At 52.4% G+C, this 17,236-nt stretch carries 13 protein-coding genes; 3 read left to right on the top strand and 10 right to left on the bottom strand.

Annotated features, from left to right (window positions below):
• Positions 1–97: 97 nt before the first annotated feature.
• Both CEK71_RS19125 and CEK71_RS19120 read right to left on the bottom strand, forming a co-directional pair.
• Entirely contained in the window at positions 98–2,455 is a 2,358-nt protein-coding gene (locus CEK71_RS19125) for an AMP-binding protein (protein WP_088620879.1), read from the bottom strand.
• Entirely contained in the window at positions 2,445–3,413 is a 969-nt protein-coding gene (locus tag CEK71_RS19120) for a uroporphyrinogen decarboxylase family protein (RefSeq protein WP_198328335.1), read from the bottom strand. The genes CEK71_RS19125 and CEK71_RS19120 overlap by 11 nt, the downstream gene beginning before the upstream one ends.
• A 212-nt stretch (positions 3,414–3,625) precedes the next feature.
• On the opposite strand from CEK71_RS19120, the gene CEK71_RS19115 reads away from it, so the two are divergent.
• Complete coding sequence (locus tag CEK71_RS19115) at positions 3,626–3,982, top strand: hypothetical protein (protein WP_088620877.1); 357 nt, start codon at positions 3,626–3,628, stop codon at positions 3,980–3,982.
• A 142-nt stretch (positions 3,983–4,124) separates the two neighbouring features.
• Here the strand turns inward: CEK71_RS19115 and CEK71_RS22845 are convergent, their stop codons facing one another.
• The 7 genes from CEK71_RS22845 to CEK71_RS19090 form a co-directional block, all read right to left on the bottom strand.
• Positions 4,125–4,298 carry a hypothetical protein gene (locus CEK71_RS22845; RefSeq protein WP_157679432.1) on the bottom strand — a complete coding sequence of 58 codons (174 nt, stop codon included), beginning with the start codon at positions 4,296–4,298 and terminating at the stop codon, positions 4,125–4,127.
• 247 nt (positions 4,299–4,545) lie between these two features.
• On the bottom strand, positions 4,546–4,890 hold the full coding sequence (locus CEK71_RS19110; RefSeq protein WP_088620876.1) for a hypothetical protein: 345 nt from the start codon (positions 4,888–4,890) through the stop codon (positions 4,546–4,548).
• A gap of 367 nt (positions 4,891–5,257) precedes the next feature.
• Positions 5,258–8,077 carry an excinuclease ABC subunit UvrA gene (uvrA, locus tag CEK71_RS19105; protein WP_088620875.1) on the bottom strand — a complete coding sequence of 940 codons (2,820 nt, stop codon included), beginning with the start codon at positions 8,075–8,077 and terminating at the stop codon, positions 5,258–5,260.
• Between the two features lie 233 nt (positions 8,078–8,310).
• Positions 8,311–8,859, bottom strand: coding sequence for a hypothetical protein (locus CEK71_RS19100; protein WP_088620874.1), 549 nt, complete (start codon positions 8,857–8,859; stop codon positions 8,311–8,313).
• Positions 8,856–9,041: a hypothetical protein gene (locus CEK71_RS22840; protein ID WP_157679430.1), complete on the bottom strand. Its 186-nt coding sequence runs from the start codon at positions 9,039–9,041 to the stop codon at positions 8,856–8,858. Before CEK71_RS22840 ends, CEK71_RS19100 begins: the two co-directional genes overlap by 4 nt.
• Before the next feature lie 527 nt (positions 9,042–9,568).
• On the bottom strand, positions 9,569–11,161 hold the full coding sequence (locus tag CEK71_RS19095) for a multicopper oxidase family protein (protein WP_088620873.1): 1,593 nt from the start codon (positions 11,159–11,161) through the stop codon (positions 9,569–9,571).
• Positions 11,162–11,364: 203 nt separating this feature from the next.
• On the bottom strand, positions 11,365–12,174 hold the full coding sequence (locus tag CEK71_RS19090) for an alpha/beta fold hydrolase (RefSeq protein WP_088620872.1): 810 nt from the start codon (positions 12,172–12,174) through the stop codon (positions 11,365–11,367).
• A 226-nt stretch (positions 12,175–12,400) separates the two neighbouring features.
• Here CEK71_RS19090 and CEK71_RS22835 point away from each other — a divergent pair, with 226 nt between their 5' ends.
• Both CEK71_RS22835 and CEK71_RS19085 read left to right on the top strand, forming a co-directional pair.
• Positions 12,401–12,577 carry a hypothetical protein gene (locus CEK71_RS22835; RefSeq protein ID WP_157679428.1) on the top strand — a complete coding sequence of 59 codons (177 nt, stop codon included), beginning with the start codon at positions 12,401–12,403 and terminating at the stop codon, positions 12,575–12,577.
• Positions 12,578–13,287: 710 nt separating this feature from the next.
• Positions 13,288–13,818, top strand: a complete 531-nt coding sequence (locus tag CEK71_RS19085) for an RtcB family protein (RefSeq protein ID WP_269766574.1) — start codon at positions 13,288–13,290, stop codon at positions 13,816–13,818.
• A gap of 124 nt (positions 13,819–13,942) precedes the next feature.
• Here CEK71_RS19085 and CEK71_RS19080 read toward each other — a convergent pair whose 3' ends face one another.
• On the bottom strand, positions 13,943–17,077 hold the full coding sequence (locus CEK71_RS19080; protein ID WP_088620870.1) for a hypothetical protein: 3,135 nt from the start codon (positions 17,075–17,077) through the stop codon (positions 13,943–13,945).
• Positions 17,078–17,236: the final 159 nt, after the last annotated feature.

Raw genomic sequence — 17,236 nt, 5'->3', positions numbered from 1 at the left:
TTAAAGGGCACAAGTCTTGGAGCGCGGGCATCTTGCCCGCAAAGGTGGGCAAGATGCCCGCGCTCCACAGAAAGTTATTTATGCCCGTTCCTTGCGGTTAAAAGGCCTTTCTGATGTGGCGGCGTATGGGGGCATCAACCATGCCCATGGCAACCAATAAGGCTTGCCTGACGTGGGCGGCAGTCGCTATGCCCAGCAGTTGCCCCGTACCGCAATCTATCGGTAAGACGTTAATGGTTTGTGCAGATGCCGCCCAGTCCCATCGCTTAGCCGTGTCAGGCGTTCGGGGTGCCAATACGGTTAACGGGCCGGAAAAATAGCCCGGTTGCCAGTTATCGTTGGAGCTGGGTTCGGCAATGTCCGCCATGATGAGCGATTGTATCGGCTGGCCGGAGCCGTTAAGTTGGCAAGCGGCGGTAAACGCGGCCAAGGCGGTGCGGGAGAAGCCCAGTAAATGCTGGGGCTGGGTATTGGCGCGGGTACGGATATGGCTGCTGATATAATCCGCCTGCTGGATAATGGTTGCCTCGCCGGACGGCAAAGTGAGCGTATCAAGGGCAACGGTGTTCGGCAGGTGTTCGGCAAACGCTAGCCAATGGGGATAAGCGTCGCCGTCTGCCATGATGACGTACAGTGTCGCTTCGGCGGCGGCTGGTGCGAGTACGGCTTGCAGCAATCCGGCAAACGTCTGTTGGCTTTGCAGTAAGTCGCGCGGTAGCCGCCGCTGAAGGATGGTTTCCATGCGTACCAGCACCATCAGGGCGGTGAGCGAGTCGCCGCCTTGGTCGGCGAAAGACTGTGCCGGATTAAGCGGCGGGGTGAGCCGCAGTACCTGCATCCAGCAATGCGCCAATTGCTCGGCGAGAGTTTGGGGGGCATTGGGCGGGGCAGCGATGGGCTTAACAGGGACTAGCTGTTGTAGGGTCGCTAAGTCGGCCTTATGGTTGGGTAGCCGAGGTAACTCTGGTAGCCAATGGATATGGGCAGGAATGAAGGCGGCGGGCAGTTTGGCTTGCAGCCGGGCGCGTAAAATGTCCGTCGGCAATGTTGTGCCGACCAGCCAGGCCGCCAGTTCGGGGCTTTCCGCCGTGCCGACCACGACCAAGGCTAGGTCTTGGATGCCGGGGATTTGCCGTAACTCGGCTTCAATGGCATCCAGTTCGACCCGATGGCCACGAATTTTGACTTGCCTATCATTGCGGCCAACAAATTCCAGCAAGCCGTCTGGCCGTTCACGCGCCAAATCACCCGACACAAAACATCGCCATCCGGGGCGTTCTGGATGCCCGTAAAACTTCTCACGGCTCAGCGCAGGATTACGCCAATAGCCTTGGGCGATAAAGGGGCTGCTGATAACCACCTCGCCAATCTCACCCGGTGAAACAGGCTGCCCGTCTGCCCCCCGCAACCAAGTGTCGCGTTCGGCAATGGCATAGCCGACCGGAATCAGGGCGGTATCAAAATGCTGTTGGCGGTTGATGAACCAATGCCGATACAGCGTCGCGCACTCGCTGGAGCCGATGCCGTTATAAATCAGGCAATCGTCGGGGAAATGGCGGTAAAACTCGGCGACATCGCTGGCGAAACAGCGGTCGCCAGCGAGATACGTCAAGCGTACCGAAACCAAGTCTTGGGCGGGCGGGCTGCTGTGCAAAAACGCCCGCAATAACGGCGGGATGGCGTGGAAAACGCTGATGCCATACTGGGCAACCAAGGCGCTTAACCCGGCCAGCCCCGTCGTTTGCACCGGGATGCCGACCAAGGCCGCGCCGTTCAGCAACGCCCCGTAAATGTCGCGGATAGCCCCGTTGACGCTAGGCGAGTACAGGCTGGTCAGGCGGTCGTCAGGGCTGAGGTGGATGGCGTGGCTGTATTGGTAAACGTCATGCAGCAAGCCGCGCTGGTTCTGATAGATGCCCTTAGGTTGTCCGGTACTGCCTGAGGTATAGAGGATATAGGCGATACTGTCGGCCTGCCCTGCCAGTCTGGATGCAGGCCGTGTGGGCAAAGCGTGAATGTCGATAACGGGCAACTGGCCCAGCCAAGCGGCGGCGGCCTGTTGTCGGTTAAGGTCACTAATGACGCAGGTGACACCTGCCTGCTCTAAAATCAGCCGATTACGCGCCGCCGGAAAGCTGGGGTCTATCGGCACATAAGGGCGGCCAGCAGCCAGCAAACCCAGAAAGGCGGCGGCTAAGGGGCCACCAATCGGTAACAGCACCGCGACCGGGTCGGGCGAGGCTTGCGCCACGGCGGCGGCGACCTGTAAGGCCAACTGGTAAATGTCCTGATACGTCCAGCTACGCTCGGCCTCAATAACGGCAGGCTGGTCGGGCTGGGTGCTGGCAAAGGCGGCGAACCGGGCGAAGACAGGCTGGTCTAGGTGCTGGCGCGGCCACGCCGCAAAAGGCCGTCCGGCCGGGCCGCGATAATCTAGGGGAAGCTCAAGCGCCATGGTTAATCATCCTTATCCAAGTGGCGATATGCGCATCAGGTATCGCCAGCGGTATGACACAGGGGCCGGTTAATAACGCCCCGGTTTGCTGAAATCCCGCTAAGTGCTTATGGATAGCCGGATGCAGCCGCCCCGGTGTATCCCATACTGTGAAGGGCAGGCCGATAACGGCGGGGAGGTGGCTGATGGCCCGATACGCGCTAGCAGGGGGGTTAGCCGCCCCCAATTCGTAATGGATCAGCCACCGTCCGTTGCTGGGTAGGCCGTCGAAGTGGATGTTCGGGCCGTGGATATGCAGGATATTGCCGCTAAAGCCGTCACAGGCTGCCATGGTTGCTAGGTCGCCCGCACATCCGATGTGCCGGTAGAGACCGCGTGGCAAGACGGCTTCGGATAGGTGTTGGGCGGCGAGATAAATGCCGTCTACCCCCGCTGCCTGATAAGCCGCCAGTAGCCGTCCGGTACCTGTTTGGAGTGTCGCCAGGCCGCTGGATACCGCGTCCGGTGCGCTCTGCACATGCGCCCGCAGTTGTTCCGGCCCCGCCAGCATTAAGGCTTGGGTCAGCGGCGGGAACACTGTCGCCAACAGCGGCACCTCGGCGGGTAGGGCTTGGCGCAGGCACTGGGCGGCGGCGACCATATCCCGTTCCAGCGGAGTAAGGCTAGCGCTCAGATTTAGCCAATCGCTGGGGCGGGTAATGGCCCGGCGGAGAAACGTGCGCCGCCCCATCGCATCGCCGCGCCATTCGGCATGGCCACCGCGCCCCGCCACCTGATAATTACCTGCGGGAGTGAGCTTAACCAGTTGCACCCCAGTTGTCCGCTGAAAGGCTAAGGTGGCGGCGACCAGCGTTTCGCCCGCTTGGTCAGCCAGCGGATGGTGCCGCCAAAAGGCTGCCAGACAGCGCGGCGGGGCTAAAGGTGCTTCGGCGGTGTCGTGCTGAAAGAAAGTTGTCAAGCAGGTTGGAGGCATGGCAAGCGTATTATGATGATGAATCCGCTAGGCAGTCTACTGGTTTGGCGGTAAAAAAGCCATGCTTTAGGCGAGAATGGATTCGCGTTATTTTAGCGGCGGGCCTATCAAGGATAGCTAAACCCCAAGCATTTATAGTTGCACGTTATCCCTAACGGCAACGGTACTTTTAACCCCACTAAGCCACCTCTGTTTTTATGAACCTGACAAAAGTAAAATGCCTCGCCGTTTTTGCGGTCTTTGCCGTCATCGGCTTCGGGCCGATTTCTCCCGGTTGCCTGATAGGCCTGTCTGTCGTTGTCCTGCGGCCACAATGGTTTTTGACGCTTAGCCAGCATCTATATGCCAACCTGCCCGCCGCCCAAGTGGCCTATACCGACATTACGCCCCAGCAAACCCAACAGGCACGGGTAAAAGGTTTCTTGAGTTTATTGGCCTTGTTTATCATTGATATTGCCCCCGTTCCGGTGACTCCCGTCATCGCCTTTGCCGTCATCATCATCCGGCCATTACGTTTTTACCATTGGGTGTTAAGGGTGTATGGGCCGCGTTAGCTAAAGGGTACGGATCTTTGGGGCGCGGGCGTCTTGCCCGTAAGGGTAGGAAAGATGCCCGCGCCCCAAAGCGGAAACCGCCGCATAAGCCAGTTTCCCGCTTCAGTGGCTTTATTAACGGGCTTGCTGCCCGTTATCGGGTTTACGCGCTGTCGGCGGCTTTTTTGAAGCGGTGGGCAGTGGCGGCGTGGCGGTATTCTTTCATACATTCACAAGCATATAACAGGCAATGGCTGTATTTGTCATGCCTTACCTTGGTCGGCAACGCTTTGCTTGCGCTGGGCTTGGTTGCGGTTTGTGCGGTGTTATGGGACATGGGCTTGGGGAGCTGGATAGTTACAAGGAGTGGGGCGGTAGCGTAATGGCTTACAGGGGCAAGCAGCGGGAATGGCTCCGGTCACTTGCTTGTACATAAACGGGTTTTCACCGCTAAGCCCTTTTTGTCCTCAGGTGGCTGGCTGTTGTCGTGCAAAGCCTAGCCGCCTGCCGGGCTTAGCCAATTTATTGGCTAAGCCATCAGATTTTTGCAGCCTTTGCGCTGATGGCTTAGCCACTGTTAAGCCTTACTGCTGTTTTTTGGCTTTTCTGTCCGCTTTTAATGTCGTCATAGATGCTTTGCACGCTTCGGAGAATTGAAAGGACTTATTGGCCTTTTTATAAGCGTGCAGGCATTTCAGCAAGCCTTTGCCGACGACTTGATCGGTGCAGCCTGCGGTTACTGCGTCTTGGGCGCAAGCACTGTCTACCGCCTGTTTATCGGCTTTGCCAGGAGCAGGCATATTGCTTGGTGCAGGTGCCTCGGTAGGCATGGGTTCAGTGACACCTCCTGCTTGGGCTGGGGCTGCCAATAGGATGCTGGCGGCCAAACAAACGGCTACGGCCACAGATTGGGTGAGTTTTTTAGTCATTATAATGCCTCGTGATGTGTGGTTTGGAAAATGTCCGCAAGCGGCTTGGCACAACAGCCAAGCAGGATAGACGGTTTTTGGGTATCGGCTGACTTTCTGGAGCACCTAGGCTACAGCGTTGGAGGGCGGTAGTTAAGTAAGTGCAGCCGATACTCAGCAGCTTAAAGCAAGTACCGAGCCATATATATAAATCAATGGGTTATAGATTTTTATACCCTATTCTGGCGGTTATCGGGTGCTTATGAGCCAGTTGCTGTGGGTAGGCTAGGGCAAATCAACCAAACCCCAAGCAGGGCGGGGTTGAATCGCCGTGGAATTGTCCTGCCTATCCATAGCCTTCGGGGCTTGCCGAGCAAGACCCCTATCATTAAACAAAAAACCGTTGCAAATAGTTCCCGGTATGCGACTGCGGACACGCCGCCACCGTTTGCGGCGTACCCTCGGCCACTAACGTGCCGCCGCCGTCGCCGCCTTCCGGCCCCATATCAATCAGCCAATCGGCGGTTTTAATCACATCCAGATTATGCTCGATGACGATAACGGTATTGCCGTGGTCACGCAAAGTATGCAGCACACCCAGCAACTGCTTAATATCATGAAAATGCAGCCCGGTGGTCGGTTCGTCGAGGATGTACAAGGTCTTGCCCGTATCACGTTTGGACAATTCCTTCGCCAACTTGATGCGTTGCGCCTCGCCGCCCGATAGGGTCGTGGCGTTTTGGCCTAAGGTGATATAGCTCAGGCCGACTTCCATCAGCGTTTGCAGTTTACGCGCCAAACTCGGCACGGCGCTGAAAAACGCCGCCGCGTCTTCGACCGTCAACTCCAGCACCTCATGGATGGTTTTGCCTTTATAACGGATGTCCAAAGTCTCACGGTTATAGCGTTTGCCGTTGCAGTGTTCGCAATGGACAAAAATATCCGGCAAAAAGTGCATCTCCACCTTAATCACCCCATCGCCCGTACACGCCTCGCACCGTCCGCCCTTAACATTAAAGCTGAACCGCCCAGGGGTGTAGCCGCGTGAGCGGGCTTCCGGCGTGGCGGCGAACAGCTCACGGATGGCGGTAAACAAGCCTGTATAAGTGGCCGGATTAGAGCGCGGGGTGCGGCCTATCGGGCTTTGGTCTATATCCACTACCTTATCGAAATGCTCCAGCCCCTCAATCGCCTCGCACGGGGCGGGGATAAGGCTGGCGCGGTTAATCAGCCGCGCCGCATGGCTGTATAAGGTATCGTTAACCAAGGTCGATTTGCCGGAGCCGGACACGCCGGTGACACAGGTCAGCAAGCCGACCGGAAACCGGATGGTGACGTTTTTCAGGTTATTGCCAGACGCGTTGCGCAAGGTGATTTGCTTATCGGGATTGACGGGTGTCGTGGTGGCGGGTACGGCAATACCTAGCTGGCCGGACAAATACTGTCCGGTTAACGACGCGCTTTGCGCCAGAATATCCGCCAACGTCCCTTGGGCGATAATCTGCCCGCCATGCACCCCCGCCCCGGGGCCTATATCGACAATATGGTCGGCGGCGCGGATCGCGTCTTCATCATGCTCAACGACAATCACCGTATTGCCCAGATCGCGCAAGCGGAACAAGGTTTTCAACAAACGGTCATTATCGCGCTGATGCAAGCCGATGGACGGCTCATCCAAGACATACATCACCCCGACCAGCCCCGCGCCGATTTGGCTGGCGAGGCGGATACGCTGCGCCTCGCCGCCGGACAAGGTATCGGCACTGCGCTCTAAAGTCAGATAATCCAAACCGACATTGACCAAAAACTCCAAACGCTCTTGGATTTCCTTAACGATTTTCACCGCAATTTCCCCGCGCTGCCCCGGCAAATTCAGCGCCGCAAAAAACGCCAACGCGGCGCGGATCGGGTAACGGGTGATACGCGGCAAAGGTTGGCCGTCGATAAAGACATTACGCGCCGCCGTGTTCAGGCGCGTACCATCACAAGCGGTGCAAACTTTTTGCGCCAGATATTTCGCCAACTCTTCCCGCACCAGCGCCGAATCCGTCTCATGGTAACGCCGCTCCATATTGGCGATAATACCCTCAAACGGATGCTGTTTCAGCTTAAAACCGCCGCTGGCTTGCGGGTATTTAAAGTCGATACTCTCCGTGCCGCTGCCATACAGCAACAAGTTTTGGATACGTTCCGGCAAGCTGGAATAAGGGGCTTCGGGGTCGAAGCCATAATGCGCTGCCAAGGCGCAAATAATCTGATAATAATAACCATTGCGTCGATCCCAGCCGCGTATCGCCCCACCCGCCAAACTGATGTCGGGGTTATGGATAACCAAGGACGGGTCAAAATGCTGGCGCACCCCCAAACCGTCGCAATCGCTACACGCGCCTTTAGGATTATTAAACGAGAACAGCCGTGGCTCCAACTCGCTCAGGCTATAACCGCAATGCGGACAGGCGTAACGCTCGGAAAACAGCAACTCGGTCGCGTCCTCTTCCAAACTGGCGGCAATCGCAATGCCGTTGGCAATACGCAACGCCGTCGCGAACGACTCCGCCAAGCGCAAGGCCATATCAGGGCGGATCTTAAAGCGGTCGACAATCACCTCAATGGTATGCTTCTTTTTTAAATCCAGCGTCGGCGGCTCGTCCAGATCATAAACCACCCCATCAATCCGCGCTCGGATAAAGCCCTGGGCGCGTAAATCATCAAGCAATTGCAGGTATTCGCCCTTACGCTGGCTAATCACCGGGGCCAGAAGCATCCAACGCTGCTCAGACGGTTGCGCCAACACCTGGTCGACCATCTGGCTGATGGTCTGCGCTTCTAAAGACACTTGGTGTTCCGGGCAGCGCGGCGTACCCGCCCGCGCGTACAGCAAGCGCAGATAATCGTAAATCTCAGTAATCGTGCCGACGGTGGAACGCGGATTATGCGACGTGGATTTCTGCTCGATAGAAATGGCGGGCGACAGGCCTTCAATATGGTCGACATCCGGTTTTTCCATCATCGACAAAAACTGCCGCGCATACGCCGACAGCGACTCGACATAACGCCGCTGGCCTTCGGCGTAAATAGTATCAAACGCCAACGAAGACTTGCCCGACCCGGATAAGCCCGTAATGACAATCAGCTTATCCCTAGGCAAATCCAGATCAATATTCTTAAGATTATGCGTTCTCGCACCGCGTATGCTAATTGTCGCCATTAAAAAACCCGCCGCTGGTAAAGGGAGCCATGATACGGTTAAAGGGGGTTAGGGCGCAACTTTAGGGGCGTTTGGCGGATGTTCAAGAAGAGTGTCTCGTTCGGGGGCTTTGCTGGCAAGATGACCGCGCTCCCAGAACGGTGTAAGGCACGTTGCTCTGCATAATTGCTTCTGATTTATGTAGCGTAATATGCTATCGCTATTGTGCGTCCTATGGAATGCGCTTTACCGCGTTAAAAATTGATGGAATTCTCCCAGCGGAATAATTGAGATGTGATTTTTTGAAAAAATGTGATTTTTGCAAAATGAGAAGCGTTTTGTTTTTGTGAGAATCCGTCAGCGATTAGTAATTCATTACGACATAACGCATCAATTGCAAAATATGTGGCTGGCTCGTCTTTTTCTATTATTAGCCTTCTTTTTTGATATTCAATCCATTCGTCTCCAGACGGTGGGCCAGTGATAATATCAATTTCAAGATCAGCGAATTTTTCCCGCAATTTCGAATGAAGATCAGCATTTTTTGAAAAGCCGATTACTAAATCAAGTGCCGACAGCACTGCGGCAAATACTCCAACCCACATCATCCAGCGCGGCGTAATGCCGTCTTTTACAGTATCCATAATAACAACACCAGCCATGACAATGGCAAAAAAACTAACTAAATTTTGAATACAGTAGAAAAAATATTTTCTGCGCTCGTGATATCTGATTGATCTTCTTATATCAAATAAGAGATTGTAATTTTCATCAGATAAATTTAGTTGCTCTTTTATGTTCATTTTTCCTCTTTATCATTGCCTCTATTTGGGTTTGGTATTTGAGGCATGGTATTTCTCACTTGTATACCTCTATCTCTATCTCTATACTCCTCTAAGGATGGCTTTATACCTGGGTCAAAAATAGGTTGTGTGGGATTTTTCCCAGTTGAAGATGTTGATTCATTTTTATTTTTGTCTGCCATTTCAAATCCAAATTTTAATAATCTTAATGATCTTAATGATATTTTTAGAAGTCAATCAATTCTAACCGTATCTATTCCTTAGGGCAATCGCATTTGACTTTTTAAATTGTTCTATGCCCTGAATATCTGCACAATGTTACTGTAAAATTCCACTTATATTCTAAATTTTTGTTACTACTCAGCCCACTTGCAAAAAATTATGTATTAATAAACAATGATTTAATATTTAAAACTGACCTCATTTGCTACATTTCACAGGATATTACCTTTTATTTTTGGTAATTTCCAGCAATAATCACAAAAATTTTGTGAGGCTAGCCTATATTTAGTGTCACCATTCAAGCACTAACGGCATATATAGTGACTAAGGGGTGCTGAGTAGTAACAAATTTTTATAAATTTACACAGTAAAGTGCATCCCATAGGGCGCAAAACGATAGCATATTGCGCCTTGCCGTGTTATTCCAACCCATAGCGGCGCCGGGCAAAAACCGCCTCACCCGACACCGTTTTATCTAACAATTCCCCTAAGGCACAATCTCAAAATTAGCCATCATGCCGTTGTCTTCGTGGAACAGGATATGGCAATGGAACACCGATTTGCCGATGAAATCGGGGAAGGCCATGCGGATCAGGACTTTTTGTCCTGGCAACACGTTTACCACATCCTGTGTACCGTAGGCTTTGACGGGCATACCGTCGATTTCGGTAACGATGAAGCTGTTGACGTGGATGTGGAAAGGATGGTCTTCGGCGACACCGCCCTCGTTTAAGGAACGGTTGGAATCGTTGTAAATCAGCCATTCCTCGGTCGTGCCTAACTTGACTTGCGTACCGTTGCGCAAGGCCTCGAAGGTTTTGCCGTTGATGTCGAAATAGGGCGTGTTGGTACTCAGGTCAAAACCCTCGCTAAACCTCAGATAACGGCGTTTGACTATCGGGCCGGTCAGATAAGCGGGTGGTTCGTCCAGTTGCACGGGTACGGTGCGGGGGGTGTCCAGTTTTCCGGCCACAACCATTGTTGCCAGTTGTGCCGCTCTCCAGTCGCCGAACGGCCCGGAGTTGTAGCCTAATGTCCTAAACGCATAACTGCCTGCCTTAACGCCAGTGACGGTGAACTCGAAGCGTTTGCCGGGCGGTACTAATAAGGTGTCGGTGGTGTAGCTTTCCCAGAGCATGGCACCGTCTTCGGCGACCACGGTAAAGCGATGCCCGTCCAAGCTCAGTTTGTAATACGGCTCATTGCCGATATTCGCCACTTGCCAGAGCTGGGTTTCACCGGGATGTATGCCAATGCTCGGCGCCAATTGGCCGTTGAGGGTGTGCAGTTGGTCGGCGGGGGCAACCCCGGTCGCCAGCGCACCGTTGGCGATGGCGATGTTTTTTAAGGCCATTAGGCGTTTACGCGCCCCTTGCAAGGCGGGGATTTGCGCCGCCCCACCCTCGACCACCAGCAATCCTGCCAGTCCTGCGTAGATTTGGTTGTCAACCACGCCATGCACATGCGGATGGTACCAATACAAGCCACCCGGATGGTTGGCGGGGATTTGGAAATCATAATCGTAAGAGCCGCCGAAGGGCGTGGCCAAATAAATGTCATCAGCCTTAGGCAAGGGCGAGACGTGCATCCCGTGGAAATGGGTGTTAAGGGTGTTGGCGGGCGGCACGGTCATGGCGGCAGCATGGTTGTGCGTGGCGCCTGGGTGGGGATTGGGTGTCGCTGCCGCCGTCAGGTCGAGGTTGTTATGGACTTTCAGCAAGATCTGGTCGCCTGGTTTGACCTGCAAGGTCGGGCCAGGATAATGGCCGTTGTAAGTCATGGTGCCGCTGATGAGTTGCCCGGCCACACTGGTGGCTTTGGTGGTCGCGCGTAAAGTAGCCTGAAGAGTGCCGCCACTGCTGGCGAAGACTATCGGTTCCTTTAGGGGGGCGGTGGCGGTACTGGCCGGTAAGCTGTCCGCTAACAGGTTTTTGGGTAACAGTCCGAATGCGGCGGCGGAAGTGCCGACGGTGCCGAACATTCCCAATAATAATACCCGGCGGCGGCCTTGGTCGATGGTTTCGGTGCTGTCTATGGTGTCCGTGGTATGGAGGTCTTGGCTGTCATGCTGATGGTTCATAATGCGTCCCCTATTGTTATTGCTGATGATGCTCAGCTTTTGTTGGTGAAGAAACTGCTTTTTAACCGCCGTTGTAGGGTAGCAAATCGGCTGCAAAAAGGCCAGTAGCTTCTGGGCAACAATGACTTAGGGTAATATAAGGCCTTACGCAATAGTGTAAAGGCGATGAGCTGTTGGTGGTTGCCCCACTCCCGACAACCGTATCATTCAGCAAGAAATGCCCGTATTGCGGCGATCACTTCATCGGGCGCACTGATATGGGGGCAATGGCCGATGGTATTGATGACCGACAAGCGGCTGCCAATAATCTGTTGATGAAGGTATTCGGCCACAGCCAAAGGCACAAAAGCGTCTTCTTGGGTTTGGATCAGCAGTGTCGGTTTGGTCAATTTGGCCACGTCGGCCCTGTGGTCTGACTGGAATATTGAACACAACACGGTCAGGACATGGGCTTGCGGGATAGCTTTAATGGCATAGGCAAAATGTTGGGCCAGTTCGGACTGGTCGGGGTGCGGCATCGCCGTTTTTGCAAATGCACTGCTCCAAGATGAAAAGCTGTTGACTATAGTGCTATAGATACTGTTTAAATCGTGCGCCGACAAACCGCCGTAATAGCCATCATCCGCATTTAAATAACGGGGAGAAGCGCCAATCAACACCAACTTGCAGAAGTAGTCAGGCTGTTTGAGCGCCGCCAAGACGCTGATTATGGCTCCGACAGAATGGCCAACCAAAATGGCGTTTTTTACCTCTAATACCTGACAAATATCCAGCAAATCGGTGGCGTACGGGTGGAGGTTAAGGTAATGGTGTTGCACAAACGCCGCCGGATCTGACTGTCCTGCCCCGACATTGTCGAACAAAATCACCCGGAACCCTGTCAAGAATGCGCCCGCCACGGTATGCCATGCCGTTTGGTCTGTGCCAAAACCATGGACAAAAATTATGCTATGGCGGGCATTCGGATCACCAAGCACGGTGACATGGTTTTTTTTGAATGGGTTGGCCGTCATGCCTTGATCTTGTGCGTATTAAAATTGGATAACTATGGATTTGGTTTCTGATTGTACCGGATACGGGCTTGCCCAGCCAGTCGTAGGTTCTGTCGGTAACCCTGATGGCCGCGTGGGTCGGGCCGCTTCTTTTTGGTACTTTTGAGTATCGGGTTTTTTACAAGATTGATGACGATGCCTAAGTTTGGGAGGCATCCTCACGTTACCCTAATAGCAGGTCTATACTATGAAAGAAATGCCAGAGGCAAGATATTCGGAACGCTTATTTTTACTTGGATATGTAGCATGGAAACTTCCTAATGGTTTGCGCTCATCATTGCAGATCCGAGGGGTGGGTTTTATGTACAGGGTTGGAAAAAAACTTAAAGAACAATGGGGTATTTCGTTATTAGACGAAGAATAGATGCCTTGTGATAACTTTTTCTATTCGGATATGGAATATCCGTTATTGGTTGCCGATGTCTTTTTGAATATAAAAACGGCGGACTGGGTTGGCGTTCATCCAGCTATTGGGACACCGCTTTACGGTAAACCGCGCACAAGAATCGAGAGATTGCATCGTAGGCGGCTTCGAGAATTCAATGCCCTTAAGCATTGCCTCAGAACTTGGGGGAAAAGTGAAGCGGAATATTGGTGTTATCTAAAGCAAAACGCTTTGCTTGAACAGTTAATTTCATCCGGTCATGGACGTAGTAGGTGAGTGTGCCTATGTTGTTTAATATTCGTGAATTCAACCCTTCGGCTTCGCTCAGGGCAAGGCAGAGATAAAAATGTTAAAAGATAGACGCACACCTACTTAACGTGCGTATTATCAGTCAAGCCTAACAGAGCGTTACTGTGGATTCTGCTGTCGGACAAAAAACGGCACTTAGGCGGCCGTAGATACGCCAAAAGGCGGGGTGGCGAAAACGCTTTGATGGCTATAGCCCTATAGCTTATTTCCCAACGTTAATGGTGACGCCATCCCCCGCCGCCCCTAGCGGCTTCCGGGATGGTCAGGCCCTGTTCTTTCATCACTGAAAGCAGTTTTTTTCTGAATGCCGCTGGATAAGCCATTCGTTTTCCATTCAAGATGATCGTTTTTACAATAGCCTATTATCATATCAAATTATATTGGCTTGGCTATATTTGGAGGCGGTGGGTTGGGCGCAAGATTACGCGCTGGCTAATCGCCGCGAGATGATGTATTTGATTTGCGAAGCCTTGCGCAAAAAACTGCCCAAGTTCGGTATCACCAAAGAAGCCATTAACTGCCACCACAATTATGTGGTGCGGGAAGAACATTTCGGCAAGTCGGTCTGGATCACCCGCAAAGGCGCAATCCGGGCGGGTGAAGGTGAATTGGGCATCATCCCCGGCAGTATGGGGGCAAAATCCTATATCGTGCGCGGCAAAGGCAACCCGCAGTCCTTTTGCTCCTGCTCCCATGGTGCAGGTCGGGTGATGAGCCGCAGTGCCGCCAAAAAACGCTTTGACAGCGATGATGTCGACGCGCAAACGCGCGGGATTGAATGCCGCAAAGACAGCGGCGTGGTTGATGAAATTCCGGCAGCTTACAAAGACATCGACCAAGTCATGGCGCACCAAAGCGACTTGGTGGAAATTGTGCATACTTTAAGGCAGGTTTTATGTATTAAGGGTTAAGCAGAAATAAACCCTTGTCCGCTCAGCGTCTGTGCAGACAGGGGTTTTTGGTATAGCTTGAAACGTAGGGCCGATACTTAAGATAAGGCGTTTGGGAGTTTACCAACCCCAAACGCCGACTTGCCTAACTGACCATAAAATCCGCATTGGTCATTGCCAAATTCACACCCACAGTGGCAATTTGCACCGCCGCCCCTGCCCCGCTACCGTCAGCATCATAAAATAACGCGCCTGTAGTGGGATTGTAGACAATGAAATCATTAGCATCAGATGCCCCAGTACCTATCTTTAAATTAGCCGCATTTAAAACCCCGGTTGCGGTTAGCTGGGTAAATACGGCATTTTCCAATTGGATGGAGTCATCAACGACCTTAAAGTCGGTGATGGTATCGACATTCGCCGTCAACGGGCTGTTAAAGATAAAGGTATCTTTACCCGTACCGCCTGTTAAGTTATCGTTGCCTGCCCCACCATTAATCGTATCGTTGCCCGCTCCACCCGACAATACGTTGGCGGCGGCATTGCCGAGCAGGTCATTGTTAGAGCCATTACCTGTACCGTTCAGTGCCGCCGTCCCTGTCAACACCAGATTTTCGACATTGAGGGTTAAGGTCACGCTAACTGAGGCATCGACCGTATCTGTGCCGCCTTTGTTAAGTTCGGCAACAATATCGGCGGCATTATCGACGATATAAGTATCATTGCCCGCCCCGCCTACCAGTGTATCTATGCCACTGCCGCCATCTAACAGATCATCGCCCAGATCACCTACCAAGACATCATTACCTGCCGCGCCGAGTAATATGTCGTTACCCGCCGAGCCGAGCAAGACATCGGCATTGGCTGTGCCAGTGCTTGCGGTACCGACCAGCACTGTTGCCGCGCTGATGACACTTTCTGCTGTTCCGGCAAGGTCAGCGTAACTTGCTGTTGCCGTCACTTTGGTCTCAATGTCCGTTGCTTTCAGTGTGTAAGTGTTGCCTGTGCCTAATACGGTAGTGCCGGATTTCCAGGTGTAAGTGATAGGCCCCAAACCGTCCACATCGGCTAACGAATTGTTGGCGGTCAGCACTTGGCCTTGTGTGGCAAGGCCGCTGATGGTTACCGTTCCGGTCGGTGCGTGATTGCTGAACCCGACATTGACCGTCAAAAAGTGGCTGACAGTATCGGTATCAACACCGCCGTTTGCTGTGCCGCCATTATCTTGCACTTTAAAACCGATTTGCGCGTAATGGGCACCGCTTGCGCCCGTGGCAGGCGTAAATTTCAGCAAGCCCGCCGTAATATTGGCGACCGAGACGGCTTGACCTACGGTCACGGCAGTACCCAGTAAGGTCAAGCTGCCCGCCGTCGGCAATTGGCTGATAATGACTTTGTTTAACGTATTCGCCGGGTTGTCGTTTGGATCAGAAAAGCCAAAATCGTTGACCGTCACCGTATAAGCGGTATTGACAGGCGTATTGACGATCTTATCGGTTCCTGTAGGGGCATCGTTGACCGCCACCATATTCACCGTACTGGTGTATACAGTGCTTAAAGCGCCGCCACTGCCTTGGCTACCTGTATTGCCGTCATTCGCCGTCCAATCCAGCAACACCTTGGCGGGTAAGACCCCCGCCGTGTTACTGTAGTTGACATGGTGTAGCACATCATTAACCAAGGCTTGGGTTGCCGCTGTACCTAGGCTGGAAAAATGTAAAGTCAGCACACCGTTGCTGCTGGTGAAATCGGCAAAAATTTCGCCATTCGATAAAAGAAAATTTTGGTATACGGTAAATAACGCGCCCGTAGCATCTAATGCGAACACATCATCGCTAGAGGCTCCGCCTTGCCGTGCCAAGGTAACGGTCGCACCGCCGTAGTTATTGAGGCTGTTGAGAGAATCATCGTTGAGCTGTAAAAAATTATCCAGCTTAACTGCCGCACCATTTTCAACATAACTTCCCGCCGGTGATTTATTCGCCAAGCTACCATCAGAATTGTATAATGTTAAGCCAAAGTTACCGTCACTGTTACCCGCCACCACAATTTGGCCGTTGGCTTGTACAGCAACGGAGTTGCCATAATCATTCTTACCCGAAAGGTCGGTAGTGAGTTTGCCGTCGCCATCAAAACTGGTGTCCAAGCTGCCGTCGGTGTTATAGCGTGCCAAAGCGAAATCCGCACCGGTAGCACCGTAACTCCAACCCGCCACGAGGATCTTACCATCCGCTTGCACAGTGATAGAATTGACGATGTCTTGAGAACCCGAAAAGTCGGTGGTCACTGTGCCGCTACCATTAAAACTGGTGTCCAAGCTGCCATTGCTGTTGTAGCGTGCCAAAGCAAAAGTACCGTAATTATTACTATAACCTGCAACTAAAATTTTGCCGTCCGCTAAAAGGGTAGTCGCATTTATACCGTCGTGATAAGCCGAAAGATAAGTGTTGAGTTTGCCGTCACCATCAAAACTGGTGTCTAAGCTGCCGTCAGCGTTATAACGCGCTAATGCAAAGTCGCTATAATTGCCAGCATAGCTATAACCCGTTACTAAAATTTTACCGTCGGATTGTAAATTGACAGAGTTAATACTGTCATTAAAACCCGAAAAATCAGTGGTGAGTTTGCCGTCACCACTAAAACTGACATCCAAGCTACCGTCAGTATTGTAACGGGCCAAAGCAAAGTTATCATAACCACCAAAAACGCTGTTAGAAAAGCTCTTCCCTGCAACTAGGATTTTGCCATCAGCTTGGACGACCAGGGAATTGATACTATCGTCATAACCTGAAAAATCGGTGGTGAGCTTGCCGTCACCGTCAAAACTGGTGTCCAAACTGCCGTCGGCATTGTAACGCGCTAAGGTGAAATCACTGTAAACGCCATTAACGCTAGAACCAGCGACCAAAATTTTACCATTTGTCTGCAAAACCATCGCATTAATCGTGTCTTGATGGCCAGAAAAATCGGTGGTGACCTTACCGTCACCATCAAAACTGCTATCCAAACTACCGTCGGTGTTGTAACGCGCTAAGGCAAAGTCGCCATTGCCGGAACCCGCCACCACGAATTTGCCATCAGCTTGTATGGCAAGTGCCCGACCATCATCAGTGCCACCAAAATCTGTCGTCGCGAAAACTTTAAAACTGGACGAAAACCTTGGCGCGGTATTCACCCCCGAAGTCGGTAACGGCACATCCGCCGCCGACCCATATACGGGTGTCGCCACAGTAGCCAGATTATCGCTCACTGCCATTGCTGCTGTTTTCTTGTTCGTCATCTGAATTGCCTTATTGTTTGGTTGATAAAGGAACTTCGGTTAAATAACGCCTAGCCATCTTAATGGCCACTCATTTTTGGAATTTCTTAAAGCCTATTTAAAAGTAATCCATGGCTCTATTTTTATCTGTACTCTAGGGAGTGGATATAGCAAAAATAC

Source organism: Methylovulum psychrotolerans (assembly GCF_002209385.1).
Lineage (GTDB): Bacteria > Pseudomonadota > Gammaproteobacteria > Methylococcales > Methylomonadaceae > Methylovulum > Methylovulum psychrotolerans.
Note: the sequence above shows the minus strand (reverse complement) of the source record. Positions and strands in the feature narration are given on the sequence as shown.